This window comes from Undibacterium sp. Ji50W (assembly GCF_049340445.1).
In the GTDB taxonomy this organism is placed as follows: Bacteria; Pseudomonadota; Gammaproteobacteria; order Burkholderiales; family Burkholderiaceae_D; genus Undibacterium.
On the sequence record NZ_JBMPOX010000003.1, the window covers coordinates 40,535 to 53,012 of the forward strand.

Below are 12,478 nucleotides of genomic sequence, written 5' to 3' on the forward strand. Positions count from 1 at the left end.
CTTGTCACTTATATTTGGTGCAAGATGCGGGGCATGACATGCATATCCGTCAAGCCCATCAAACAGGAGACTTTCATGAGTATGTTGCAAGAATTTAAAACCTTTGTCAGCCGTGGCAATGTCGTCGATCTGGCCGTTGGCGTCATTATCGGTGCCGCCTTTGGCAAAATCGTTGATTCGCTGGTCGGCGACATCGTCATGCCTGTCATCGGCCGTATCGTCGGTGGCCTGGACTTTTCCAATTACTATATCCCGCTGAATGGCCAGGGCACGCATCTGGTACTGGCGGAAGCCAAAAAGGCTGGTGGTGTGATCGCTTACGGTAATTTCATTACGGTCAGCGTCGGTTTCGTCATCCTGGCTTTTGTGATTTTCCAGATGGTGAAACTGGTGAACGCGATGAAAAAGGCAGAGCCAGCACCAGAACCGGCACCAGCAGTGACTGCCGAAGACATCCTGTTGTTACGCGAGATACGCGATGCATTGAAGAAGTAAGAACCTGTTTACGATCTGTAGCGAGCGAGCGTCAGCGGGAGTAAGGGTAACAAAAAACGCAGCGCAAAAAGCGGAATGTACTTAAGACCATGAGCATTTTGAGCAGCGCATGAACCCCGATCACGCCCGCGCAGTAAGATCGTAGACAGGTTCTAAGGACATACTCTCTCCCTTGTCTGCAAGGGAGAGTTGCTTCGGGTGTCGCCACACCGGGTGTCGCTACACCGGATTATCAATATCCACGAAGCTATGCTGTATGCCCAGTTGCGCAGCAATGAAGTTACCCAGGCTTTGCACGCCAAAACGCTCAGTCGCATGATGGCCGCAAGCCAGGTAGGCAACCCCTGATTCCCGCGCCAGATGTACCGTAGGTTCTGAAATTTCCCCACTCAGATAGACACTGGCACCCGCCGCAATCGCCTGATCCAGCATGTTTTGTGCGGCACCGGTACACCAGGCAATGCGTCCCAGCGGTGTTGCCGGATCACCAACCAGCAAGGGCTTGCGCCCCAGTTTAAGCTCTACGTGCAGCGCCAGGTCAGCCATGGTGTTGAGTTGCACATTGTCTGCCCGCCCCAGCCAGCCCAGGTCATTTTCACCAAAACGCCCATCCGGCAACAAACCCAGGCAGCGGGCCAGGCCGATGTTGTTACCCAGTTCTGCATGCCCATCCAGTGGCAGATGATAAGCAAACAGCGAGATATCATGCTTCAGTAACAGTTTCAAGCGGCGGTGTTTCTGGCCGATCACGCGCATGTCTTCGCCACGCCAGAAATAGCCATGGTGCACCAATACGGCATCCGCCTGCAGTTCTATCGCCCTCTCCAGCAGGGCCAGATTGGCAGTCACGCCGCTGACTATATGTTTTATTGTATCGCGCCCTTCCACCTGCAAGCCATTTGGGCAATAATCACGAAAGTAATTGACTTGCAATTCTTTTGCCAAAAACTGTCCCAGTTCATCCCGATTCACTGATTTCATACTCATTCTCACTATGCGTCGTCTTTGGTTATTGTTTGCCCAAACTGTCACTGTCGGCCTGGCGATATGGTTTATTGTAACCACCTTGAAACCCGGGTGGGTAAAAGGCGGTTATCGCGCAGGCCAGGATTTGCCCTTGAACGCAGGTGTCACCGTCAAGGAAGCACCGGCCAACAGCGTGCCGGCACAAAGTTCTTACGGCGCAGCGGCCAAGCATGCGATGCCGTCGGTGGTCAATATTTATACCTCAAAAGAAGTCAGGCAACGTCACAATCCGCTGTTGAATGACCCTTTCCTCAAGCGTTTTTTTGGCGACCAGCAAAATCCGCAGGCAGAACGCCTGTCCAGCCTGGGTTCTGGCGTGATCGTCAGCACCCAGGGTTATATCCTGACGAATAACCATGTCGTTGAATCTGCGGACGACATCGAAGTCGCGCTGGCCGATGGCCGCAAGGCAAATGCCAAGGTGGTGGGTACCGATCCGGAAACCGATCTGGCCGTCATCAAAATCGATTTGACCGATTTACCGGCCATCACCCTTGGTCGTTCGGACCAGGCCAGCGTCGGCGACGTCGTGCTGGCCATAGGCAATCCTTTCGGTGTCGGCCAGACTGTCACCATGGGCATTATTTCTGCCCTGGGTCGCAATAACCTGACCGACAATGCCTTTGAAAACTTTATCCAGACCGATGCTGCTGTCAATCCCGGTAATTCTGGTGGTGCACTGGTGGATGTGAACGGTAACCTGCTCGGCATCAATACCGCGATTTATTCGCAAAATGGCGGCTCGGTCGGCATCGGTTTTGCCATTCCAGTGTCCACCGTCAAACTGGTGATGGAATCCATCATCACCAATGGCCATGTGGTGCGCGGCTGGATAGGTGTGGAACCGCAAGACATCACCCCTGAACTGGCTGACAGTTTTGGCCTGAAGCAAAAATCCGGTGCCATCATTGCTGGCGTCATCCGTGGTGGCCCGGCCGACAAGGCCGGCATGAAGCCAGGTGATATTCTGATTGCGATAGAAGGCAAAGCCGTTGGCGACACCACCCAGATGCTGAATCTGGTGGCTCAGCTAAAACCTGGCAACAAGGCTAAAATTACTGTCTTGCGTGACACCAAGGAACCCACACTGGAAGTCCTGATAGGCAAACGCCCACCGGCACGCAAAGAAGAACAGAGAGAGTAAAACCCCATGCACCTGATTGATTTACAAGCTTATCTGTCCGAACTGGGCGATAACAATAACCGCGCCTGGTTTGTCATGAACAAGCCGCGCTATGACATCTTGCGCGCAGAATTTTTGCAACTGGTAACAGAACTGATCGCCGACATCAGCAGGTTTGATCCCTCCATTGCCGGATTGGAACCCAAAAAAGCCCTGTTCCGCATCAACCGTGACGTCCGTTTTGCCCATGACAAGTCACCCTACAAGACCACATTTTCTTCGTCCATCGTGCCCAACGGACGCAAAAAACCCAGCGAAGGTGGCGGGCCAGCCTATTATTTTCAGATGGATGGGACTGGCCGCCTGTTTTATGCCTGCGGAGAATACATGCCGCCTTCAGACCGCCTGAAAGCGATACGCAATCACATCGTGGCTGACCCGGATGGCTTTGCCAAGGTCTTGAAGGACAAGAAGCTGAAACAGTATTTTGGTGTCTTACAGGATGAAGGCAAACTGCAACGTCCGCCGAAAGGCTTTGATGCTGATCTGCCCCACATAGAGCAGATCAAGCTGAAGAATTTCATGGTGTGGACAGAATGCCCGCTCAAGGGTATGGATACGGATGATCTGAAAGCCACCCTGCTGAAAGCCTACCAGAGCGCGAAGCCGCTGGTAAGCTGGTTGAGGTCAGTGCCCGCCGTTTGATTCTGTCGATTCGGGTGCCTGGGTTGCCTTCACAAACAGGGGGGCAATCAGCAAACCCAGTTCAAACAGGATAATCATCGGTACCGCCAGCGAAAACTGGCTGACGATGTCGGGTGGTGTCACGATGGCGGCAATCACAAAGGCGCCCACAATGACATAGGGGCGTATGGCCTTGAGTTTTTCCAGTGGTACCAGGCCCATGCGTACCAGCACCACCACCACCACCGGCACTTCAAACGTCACCCCAAACGCCAGGCACATGGAAATGATGAAATCCAGATAGTTCTCTATGTCTGGCGCCACGCTGATGGAAGCAGGTGCAAATTCATTGATGAATTTGAAGACGCGGCCAAACACCAGGAAATAACAAAACGCGACGCCACTCAGAAACAGCACCGATGAAGAAATCACCAGCGGTGCAACCAGGCGTTTTTCATGGGTGTACAAGCCGGGAGCGATGAAAGCCCAGGCCTGGTAAAGTATCCACGGCAACGCCAGCATGAAAGCCATCAGCAAGGTGACTTTCATCGGTACCAGGAACGGTGATATGACGCCTGTCGCGATCATTTTTGACCCTGCCGGCAAAGATGCCAGCATGGGTTTTGCAAGAAAGTCATAGATCGCCGATGGGCCTGGCCATGCCATCAGGGCAGCACAGGCAATCAGCAGGCCATACATGGCCTTGACCAGCCGGTCGCGCAATTCGACCAGGTGCGAGATGAAACTTTCTTCAGGACTGTGTTCCGTTTGCTCGCTCATGCGAATACCGCCAGATTATAAAAACGCAAAAACATAAGCGACAATTAAAAGAAGCTACTGCCAGAACGGGCTGTTACGCGATGGCGTGCCATCCTAGCCGAGCCTGAGATGATTTTCTGTCTTTGGCCATGACGATTTTTGTACCAGGCTGGTACGGCAGAAGTGCGGGCCAATTTCTTGCGACGGAAATTTTTTACCTTGACTGCCAGTTGTTCCGGCGTTGCGGTATGCAAGAGTGCAGATTCGGTTTCCTGACCGATGTTACGCAGTTCATTTTCGGTTTCTGACCAGGTCTGATGTATCGATTGCTCGACATTCTGGGCAGCTTCCTGCACATCCTTTTGCATCTTGCGCAACTCTTCCAGCTCGATTTCGCGGCTGACTTCGGATTTCACTTCATTGATATAGCGCTGCGCCCGTCCCAGCAGGGTACCGGCCATCCTTGCCACTTTGGGCAATTTTTCAGGGCCTATCACTATCAAAGCAACCACACCAATCAAGGCGAGTTTGCTAATACCCAAATCTATCATTGGTCAGACCTGGGCAAGAAATCCGGATGAACAGTCAAAAAAAACATCACAACTTGGATTTTTCTTTTGCTTCTACGTCTATAGTGCTTTTATCGGCAACCTGCTGGGAAGCAGCAGTTTTTTCCTCTTCGCCTTTTATCCCATCCTTGAAGCCCTTGACTGCTTTGCCCAGATCAGAACCGACATTACCCAGTTTTTTGGTACCAAATACCAGTACGATTACCACCAGAACAATCAGCCAATGCCAAATACTTAATGAACCCATTACTTACTCCTTGTGAGAGACTTGCTCCCGATAAATATGATGATCAGAACGCCCAGTCCTGACGAGAATCCGATGACCATAACGCTTATTCTCTCGCACAGTCAAGCCAGTCTCAGCGTTGCCCACGCCATGGTTTGGGTCCGCCGATCACATGCATATGCAGATGATACACCTCTTGCCCGCCATCCGGTCCGGTGTTGATCAGGGTTTTATACCCCCCGGACAGGCTGCCATCCGCCAGTTGCACTGGGGCACAACCTTGTTCTTGCGCCAGTTTTGGGGCCAAAGCCAGCATTTTACCCAACAAAACCGTATGTTCCTGCTGTACTGAAGACAAGGCATCGATATGGATTTTAGGGATAATCAGCAGGTGCACCGGGGCAGCAGGGTTGATATCTTTAAAAGCCAGTAATTCTTCATCTTCATAGACACTGGCGGAAGGAATCTGTTTGGCGGCGATTTTACAAAAAATGCAGTTATCCACGTTTTACCCGTTCATTTCAACAAGATGCATGATTATTTTGAGACCGGTCACGCATCCTTGCGTGCCGCTTTTTCGTCTATACCAGAAATACCCTCGCGCCTGGCCAGCTCATCCAGCACCTGTTGAGGGCTGAGATCATACTGCGCCAACATGACAAGCGAGTGAAACCACAGGTCAGCGCACTCATATAAAAGCTTGCTAACATCACCGGAGACCCGCGCATCCTTGGCGGCCATCACGGTTTCCGTTGCTTCTTCGCCTATCTTTTTCAATATGGCGTCATCACCCTTGGAAAACAGTCGGGCCACATACGATTTGTCCGGATCACCACCATTCGCCAGTTTGCGACTTTCTATGATGTCTGCCAGGCGCTGCAAAGTCTGTTCTTGTGTAGCTGTCATTTCGCCGCGCTCATTTGTAAATGCTCATTTGTAAATGTTTTCGGGGTCTTTCAGTACAGGATCAACCGCTTCCCAGTCACCATCATTGAGGCTACCTTCAAATTTCTGGAAAAAGCAGGAATGACGGCCAGTGTGGCAGGCGATGCTGTCAATCTGTTCTATCTTCAGCAAAACCACATCTTCATCGCAATCGATGCGGATTTCCTTGACCTTCTGGATGTGGCCCGATTCTTCGCCCTTGTGCCAAAGCTTCTTGCGGGAACGGCTCCAGTACACGGCCTCACCCAGCTCTACCGTTTTTGACAGGGCATCCCGGTTCATCCAGGCAAACATCAGTACGTCATTGCTGCTGGCTTCCTGGGCGATGACAGGCACCAGGCCATTTTCATCCCATTTGACCTTGTTCAACCATTTTGCCGCGCTCATGACAACCTCATGGGAATATATTGTGCCGCCATAAATTGCTTTGCTTCACCTACTGTATGTTGTCCGTAATGGAAAATACTGGCCGCCAGTACGGCATCCGCACCGCCGACTTTGATACCATCCGCCAGGTCTTGCAGACCACCCACGCCGCCAGAGGCAATCACGGGGATGGACACGGCATCCGACACCGCACGGGTCAGGCCCAGATCGAAGCCGGAACGGGTACCATCCTTGTCCATACTGGTCAGCAGGATTTCACCGGCACCCAGTTTCGCCATATGCTGAGCCCACTCAACCGCGTCCAGGCCAGTGGCATTGCGGCCACCATGGGTAAATACTTCCCACTTGCCGGGCGCTACATTCTTGGCATCAATGGCAACCACTATGCATTGCGAACCATATTTATGCGCCGCATCCGCCACCAGTTGCGGGTTGGTGACTGCCGAGGTATTGATACCAACCTTGTCGGCACCGGCATTCAACAGACGGCGCACATCAGCCACCGTGCGCACACCGCCACCGACTGTCAGCGGAATAAACACTTGCGAAGCCACGGCTTCGATAATCGGCAAGATCAGGTCGCGTCCGTCGGAGGAGGCGGTGATATCGAGAAAAGTAATTTCATCTGCGCCCTGCCCATCATAACGACGGGCGATTTCTACCGGGTCACCGGCATCGCGCAATTCCTGAAAATTAATGCCCTTGACAACGCGACCAGCAGTCACATCGAGACAAGGGATAATACGTTTGGCTAAGCTCATTCCATCTCTTCTTCGTCGTCGAATTCACCGCTGAGTTCATCGGCACGATCTTGTGCTGACGACAAATCCAGGGTGCCTTCGTAAATCGAACGGCCACAAATCACGCCTTCAACACCTTCATCCTGGACCGCACACAAGGCTTCCACATCCGCCAGATTGTGCACGCCGCCAGAGGCAATCACAGGGATGCTGACCGCTTGCGCCAGCTTGACCGTGGCATCAATGTTGACGCCACCCATCATGCCGTCACGGCCAATGTCGGTATAGATGATGGCTTCGACACCGTAGTCTTCAAATTTCTTGGCGAGGTCGATGACTTCATGGCCGGATAATTTGCTCCAGCCATCCGTCGCCACCTTGCCATCCTTGGCATCGATGCCGACGATGATCTGGCCCGGGAAAGCGCTGCAGGCATCTGCTAGGAAGCCAGGGTTCTTGACCGCTGCAGTACCAATGATGATGTAGGACAGGCCATCGTCGAGATAACGTTCTATCGTGTCCAGATCGCGGATACCGCCGCCTAGCTGCACGGGAATTTCTTCGGTATCGGTTTCTTCGGCATAGTCACGCACGGCCTGGATGATGGCTTTGACCGCAGCCTCATTTTTGGGCTTGCCGGCAAAAGCACCGTTCAGATCCACCAGATGCAGGCGGCGAGCGCCCTGGCGCAGCCAGTGGCGCGCCATTTCAGCAGGATCTTCGGAAAACACGGTAGCCTGGTCCATATCACCTTGTTTAAGGCGTACGCAGTGACCGTCTTTCAGGTCGATAGCAGGAATGAGCAGCATGATATGAGAAAAAGTGTGGGCGTCAGATAGACAATAAAAGTGATTAGTAAAACTGATTAGTAAAACTGAAAAGCAAAAAAACCTGTTCAGGAAAAAATGCGCTTAAGGTTTCCAGTGTACAAAATTCTTATACAGTTGCAAGCCGGCTGCTGCACTCTTTTCAGGGTGAAACTGTGTCGCAAAAATATTGTCGCGGGCTACTGCGCAGGCAAACGGGCTACCATAATCGGTCAGACCGACGGTATGCAGGCCATCGGCAGGGCGCGCATAGTAACTGTGCACAAAATAAAAATAAGCATCGTCTGCAATATCTTGCCACAAAGCGTGAGACCGCGATTGATGCACGCGGTTCCAGCCCATTTGCGGCACTTTGTAACGCGAGCCATCTTCCTGCAACTGACCTTCCAGCGCAAAGCGTACCACTCTGCCGGGCAACAGGCCCAGGCCGGGTGTTTCACCTTCTTCACTGATGTCAAACAGCATTTGCTCGCCTACGCAAACACCGAACAACGGTTTGTTACGGGCAGCTTCCAGCAAGGCATCTTGCAAGCCTGATTCACGCAGGCAACTCATGCAATCGGGCATGGCCCCCTGCCCCGGCAAGACGATGCGGTCAGCGTTTTGGATATCGGCGATTTCGCCAGAGATCAATACATCGGCATCCGGCGCAACGGCACGCAGGGCTTGCGCTACCGAGCGCAAATTGCCCATACCGTAGTCTACAACAACAATTTTGTTCATAATGATTTACCAGCAAGGCTGGTATCAGGATTTAAAGGCTGCCTTTGGTCGAAGGTATGGTCCCCGCGGCACGCGCATCCAGCTCGGTTGCCATGCGCAAGGCGCGGCCAAAAGCTTTGAATACGGTTTCGCACTGATGATGGGAGTTGTCGCCGCGCAAGTTGTCGATGTGCAAGGTCACCAGGGCATGATTGACGAAGCCCTGAAAGAATTCACGGGTCAGGTCCACATCAAAATTGCCTATCATGGCGCGGGTAAAGGGAATATGGTATTCCAGGCCGGGGCGGCCAGAAAAATCGATGACCACGCGTGACAGTGCCTCATCCAGGGGCACATAGGCATGGCCATAACGGCGTATACCTTTTTTATCACCGATCGCCTTGGCAAATGCCTGGCCCAGCGTAATACCGACATCTTCCACGGTGTGGTGGGCATCGATATGCAGATCACCAACGGCTTCTATGTCCAGATCGATCAGGCCATGACGGGCGATCTGATCCAGCATGTGGTCAAGAAAAGGCACACCGGTGTTCAGTTTTTGCTGGCCGCTGCCATCCAGATTAATGGCAACACGGATTTGCGTTTCATTGGTATTGCGGGTAACCGCCGCAATGCGTTCAATTGGCTTGTTCATTTTGATGATAAAGATGCTGCCAGGGCAGCAAGAAAAAGAGCATTCTCTTCCCGGGTACTGACTGTAATGCGCAGACAATTTCCCAGCAGATTATGCATTTTACCTACATTTTTGACTAAAATTTTTTGTTCGCGTAATTTCACAAAGACTTGTTCGGCATTCGCAACACGAATCAACACAAAATTGGCAGCCGACGGGAACACTTGCACGCCTGGCAAACCTGCCATCGCAGCCATCAGGGCAGTGCGTTGCTGGCGCAATTCTGCTGCCTGGGCATCCAGTACTTCCACTCTTGCCAACACAAATTCTGCCGCCGCCTGGGTCAGCACATTGATGTTGTAGGGCGGACGCACTTTTTCAAATTCATGCATCAGAGCATTATTTCCAGCCATATAACCCAGGCGTATACCTGCCAAGCCCAACTTGGACACGGTACGCATGACCACCAGGTTATCAAATTCCGCCAGTCTGGGCATGAAGCTGGCCTGGGCAAAGGGTTGATACGCTTCATCAACGATGACGATGCCCTGGTTGCCGACTGCCTGCAAAATCGCGACCATGTCATCGGCATCATACAAACTGCCGGTGGGATTATTTGGATAGGCCAGATAGATGATGGCAGGTTGATGCTCGGCAATAGCAGCCAGCATGGCGACTTTGTTCAGCGTGAAATCTGCATTCAGGTCTACGCCGACAAATTCCAGTCCGGCAAACAGGGCAGACATCGCATACATGACAAAGCCAGGTACGGGGGCCAATACCTTGGCACCAGGTTTGGCACAGGCGATGGATACCATGCTGATGAGTTCATCCGAGCCATTACCCAGCACGATGTCATGCGCTGCAGGCACGCCTAGCTTGTCGGCAATTAATTGCTTGAGGCTGGCATAGGCTGGTTGTGGGTAACGGTTAAGTGCCACACCCGACAGATGCCGGGCCAGTTCCTGTTGCATGTCCGCTGGCAACTGGTAGGGATTTTCCATCGCATCCAGTTTCAGAAAACCGCTGGCATCCGGCACGTGGTAGGCGGACAGGCTGGCGATTTCAGGGCGTATCAGTTTGGTGATGCTCAATTCTTGCTCCATGTTCAGGGCTAATGGAGTGCAACGGTCGAAGCAGAAGTGAAGGGCGCGTGACAAATACTCCGCCTTCAACTACTACCGTACAGTCCACTCTATATTGAAAATCGCGCAGACCACCAGAATCAATCAGGCAGGAAGTTCTTCCGTATCGATCAGGGCCAGGCGATTTTCTATCATTGCGCAATAGTCTGGGTTCAATTCGAAACCGACAAAATCACGCCCACAACGTTTGGCAGCTACGGCGGTGGTGCCGCTGCCCATGAAGGGATCGAGAACAACACCGCCGGGTGGGCAGGAAGCCTTGATCATGCGCTCGATGATTTCGAGCGGTTTTTGGGTAGGATGTTCTTCGCGTTCGGCATGCTCTCTGTGCAGGCGCGACACACTCCAGACATCTTTGGGATTGAATCCCATTTCCAGCCACTTCGCGCCTTCGAAAATTTTCCGGCTGCGCGCTTTCTTGGTGGCTGCATCATACGGGATGCGTATCGCATCCAGGTCAAAATAATAATCCTTGGCTTTGACAAAAAAGCCTATGGTGTCATGCACAGATGAATACTTGCGCACACTGCCACCCATGGATGGCACCCGTCTGTCCCAGATGATTTCATTCATCATGCTCATGCGTTGCTTGAGCATGACAAAAACTTCCGGTGAATAACGCCAGGTCAGAAAAATGTACAGACTGCCATTCGCCTTCAGCTTGGGCAGGGCCAGGTCCACCCATTGCGCCATCCATTCGAGGTAGGCGGCAGATTCCATCTTGTCAGAATCATTGCCATAATCCTTGCCCAGACCATATGGCGGGTCGGCCAGCAATAAATCGATGCTGGCGTCGGGCAGGCGCGCCAGACCTTGCAGCGCATCTTCACAAAACACCTGGTTACGCCAGTCAGCCATCATATGCAGGTATTCATCTCAGGCTGCGGTTTTTCTTTCATGGCTTGAGTCGCAATTCTGCACTACGCGCGTGGGCTTGCAAGCCTTCGCCGTAGGCCAGTTCGGCCGCCACTTTACCCAGGGTCTGCGCACCTTGCTCGCTGACATGGATCATGGATGAACGCTTTTGGAAATCATACACGCCCAATGGTGAAGAAAATCGCGCAGTACGCGAAGTCGGTAATACGTGGTTGGGACCAGCGCAATAATCACCCAGGGCTTCAGATGAATAACGGCCCAGGAACATGGCACCGGCATGGCGTATCTTGTCTGCCCATTGTTGCGGATTTTCTGCAGAAATTTCCAGATGTTCAGCCGCAATGCTATTCGCAATTTCACAGGCTTCATCCATATCACGCACCTTGATCAGTGCACCACGATTCGCCAGCGAAGTACGGATCACTGCATGCCTGGGCATGGCAGGCAACAGCTTGACAATGCTGGCCTGCACGGCTTCGATATACGCTTCATCCGGGCACAATAAAATGGATTGCGCAAGCTCGTCATGTTCTGCCTGTGAGAACAAATCCATGGCGACCCAGTCCGGGTCGGTCGTGCCATCGCACAAGACCAAAATTTCTGACGGACCGGCGATCATGTCGATGCCGACTACACCAAACACACGACGCTTGGCAGCAGCTACATAGGCATTGCCGGGACCAACGATTTTATCGACAGCAGGAATCGTTGCAGTACCATACGCTAGCGCCCCGACAGCCTGGGCACCGCCAATGGTGAATACACGATCAACCCCGGCAATCGCGGCCGCTGCCAATACCAGCGGGTTCTTCACACCGTCTGGTGTAGGCACGACCATGATGATTTCTTTGACGCCAGCTACCTTGGCCGGTATCGCATTCATCAATACCGATGAGGGATAAGCTGCCTTGCCACCGGGTACGTAGATACCAACGCGATCCAGCGGCGTGACTTTTTGTCCCAGCACGGTGCCATCAGCTTCGGTATAACTGAAACCGGCAGAGCCACATTCTGTCTTTTGAATTTCGTGATAGGCACGTACGCGTGCCGCTGCGGTTTCCAGCGCTGCGCGACGCTCTGTATTCAGTGATGCCAGTGCCGCATGCATTTCTTCCTGTGACAACTCCAGCGCGGCGACACTGCTGGCATTCAGGCGATCAAAGCGATTGGTCGCTTCCAGCACGGCGGTGTCACCACTGGCTTTGACGCTGGCCAGAATCTGCGCTGCAGCGCGATCTATCGCCTCATCTTCGCTGGCTTCAAAGGCCAGCAGGGAAGTCAGTTTCCTGGAAAAATCTGCATCGGCAGTGTCAAGCCGGGTAATCAGGGATGCCATGCTA

General features: G+C 52.7%; 17 protein-coding genes. 3 read left to right on the top strand and 14 right to left on the bottom strand.

Features of this window, described 5'->3' with window-relative positions; translation table 11 throughout:
• Positions 1-75: 75 nt before the first annotated feature.
• Complete coding sequence (gene mscL, locus ACO0K9_RS07140; protein WP_422983246.1) at positions 76-495, top strand: large conductance mechanosensitive channel protein MscL; 420 nt, start codon at positions 76-78, stop codon at positions 493-495.
• 219 nt (positions 496-714) lie between these two features.
• Here mscL and ACO0K9_RS07145 read toward each other — a convergent pair whose 3' ends face one another.
• Complete coding sequence (locus tag ACO0K9_RS07145) at positions 715-1,482, bottom strand: Nif3-like dinuclear metal center hexameric protein (RefSeq protein WP_422983248.1); 768 nt, start codon at positions 1,480-1,482, stop codon at positions 715-717.
• A gap of 7 nt (positions 1,483-1,489) precedes the next feature.
• Between ACO0K9_RS07145 and ACO0K9_RS07150 the strand changes: the two genes are divergently transcribed.
• Together ACO0K9_RS07150 and ACO0K9_RS07155 are read left to right on the top strand one after the other, a co-directional pair.
• Positions 1,490-2,665: a Do family serine endopeptidase gene (locus ACO0K9_RS07150; protein ID WP_422983250.1), complete on the top strand. Its 1,176-nt coding sequence runs from the start codon at positions 1,490-1,492 to the stop codon at positions 2,663-2,665.
• A gap of 6 nt (positions 2,666-2,671) precedes the next feature.
• The gene (locus ACO0K9_RS07155; RefSeq protein WP_422983252.1) at positions 2,672-3,349 is read left to right on the top strand and encodes a DUF2461 domain-containing protein; all 678 of its coding nucleotides are present in this window, start codon (positions 2,672-2,674) and stop codon (positions 3,347-3,349) included.
• Here ACO0K9_RS07155 and tatC read toward each other — a convergent pair.
• The 13 genes from tatC to hisD form a co-directional block, all read right to left on the bottom strand.
• On the bottom strand, positions 3,332-4,108 hold the full coding sequence (gene tatC / locus ACO0K9_RS07160; protein WP_422983254.1) for a twin-arginine translocase subunit TatC: 777 nt from the start codon (positions 4,106-4,108) through the stop codon (positions 3,332-3,334). The two genes, ACO0K9_RS07155 and tatC, sit on opposite strands and share 18 nt — an antisense overlap.
• A 44-nt stretch (positions 4,109-4,152) precedes the next feature.
• Positions 4,153-4,638 (bottom strand): Sec-independent protein translocase protein TatB, encoded by a 486-nt coding sequence (tatB, locus tag ACO0K9_RS07165; RefSeq protein WP_422983256.1) that lies wholly within the window; start codon positions 4,636-4,638, stop codon positions 4,153-4,155.
• A gap of 46 nt (positions 4,639-4,684) precedes the next feature.
• Entirely contained in the window at positions 4,685-4,903 is a 219-nt protein-coding gene (tatA, locus tag ACO0K9_RS07170; protein WP_422983260.1) for a Sec-independent protein translocase subunit TatA, read from the bottom strand.
• 112 nt (positions 4,904-5,015) lie between these two features.
• Entirely contained in the window at positions 5,016-5,387 is a 372-nt protein-coding gene (locus tag ACO0K9_RS07175) for a histidine triad nucleotide-binding protein (RefSeq protein WP_422983262.1), read from the bottom strand.
• 47 nt (positions 5,388-5,434) lie between these two features.
• Positions 5,435-5,788 (bottom strand): phosphoribosyl-ATP diphosphatase, encoded by a 354-nt coding sequence (locus ACO0K9_RS07180; protein WP_422983264.1) that lies wholly within the window; start codon positions 5,786-5,788, stop codon positions 5,435-5,437.
• 24 nt (positions 5,789-5,812) lie between these two features.
• Positions 5,813-6,214 carry a phosphoribosyl-AMP cyclohydrolase gene (gene hisI / locus ACO0K9_RS07185; RefSeq protein ID WP_422983266.1) on the bottom strand — a complete coding sequence of 134 codons (402 nt, stop codon included), beginning with the start codon at positions 6,212-6,214 and terminating at the stop codon, positions 5,813-5,815.
• Complete coding sequence (hisF, locus tag ACO0K9_RS07190; RefSeq protein ID WP_422983268.1) at positions 6,211-6,975, bottom strand: imidazole glycerol phosphate synthase subunit HisF; 765 nt, start codon at positions 6,973-6,975, stop codon at positions 6,211-6,213. The genes hisI and hisF overlap by 4 nt, the downstream gene beginning before the upstream one ends.
• The gene (gene hisA, locus ACO0K9_RS07195; protein ID WP_422983270.1) at positions 6,972-7,763 is read right to left on the bottom strand and encodes a 1-(5-phosphoribosyl)-5-[(5-phosphoribosylamino)methylideneamino]imidazole-4-carboxamide isomerase; all 792 of its coding nucleotides are present in this window, start codon (positions 7,761-7,763) and stop codon (positions 6,972-6,974) included. The genes hisF and hisA overlap by 4 nt, the downstream gene beginning before the upstream one ends.
• A gap of 102 nt (positions 7,764-7,865) precedes the next feature.
• A complete protein-coding gene (gene hisH / locus ACO0K9_RS07200; RefSeq protein WP_422983272.1) occupies positions 7,866-8,504 on the bottom strand; it encodes an imidazole glycerol phosphate synthase subunit HisH in 639 nt (212 codons plus the stop codon).
• A gap of 31 nt (positions 8,505-8,535) precedes the next feature.
• On the bottom strand, positions 8,536-9,138 hold the full coding sequence (gene hisB / locus ACO0K9_RS07205; RefSeq protein WP_422983274.1) for an imidazoleglycerol-phosphate dehydratase HisB: 603 nt from the start codon (positions 9,136-9,138) through the stop codon (positions 8,536-8,538).
• Positions 9,135-10,223: a histidinol-phosphate transaminase gene (gene hisC / locus ACO0K9_RS07210; protein ID WP_422983276.1), complete on the bottom strand. Its 1,089-nt coding sequence runs from the start codon at positions 10,221-10,223 to the stop codon at positions 9,135-9,137. The genes hisB and hisC overlap by 4 nt, the downstream gene beginning before the upstream one ends.
• A 123-nt stretch (positions 10,224-10,346) precedes the next feature.
• Positions 10,347-11,120: a DNA-methyltransferase gene (locus ACO0K9_RS07215; RefSeq protein ID WP_422983278.1), complete on the bottom strand. Its 774-nt coding sequence runs from the start codon at positions 11,118-11,120 to the stop codon at positions 10,347-10,349.
• 37 nt (positions 11,121-11,157) lie between these two features.
• Positions 11,158-12,474, bottom strand: coding sequence for a histidinol dehydrogenase (gene hisD, locus ACO0K9_RS07220; protein WP_422983280.1), 1,317 nt, complete (start codon positions 12,472-12,474; stop codon positions 11,158-11,160).
• Between the last annotated feature and the right edge of the window lie 4 nt (positions 12,475-12,478).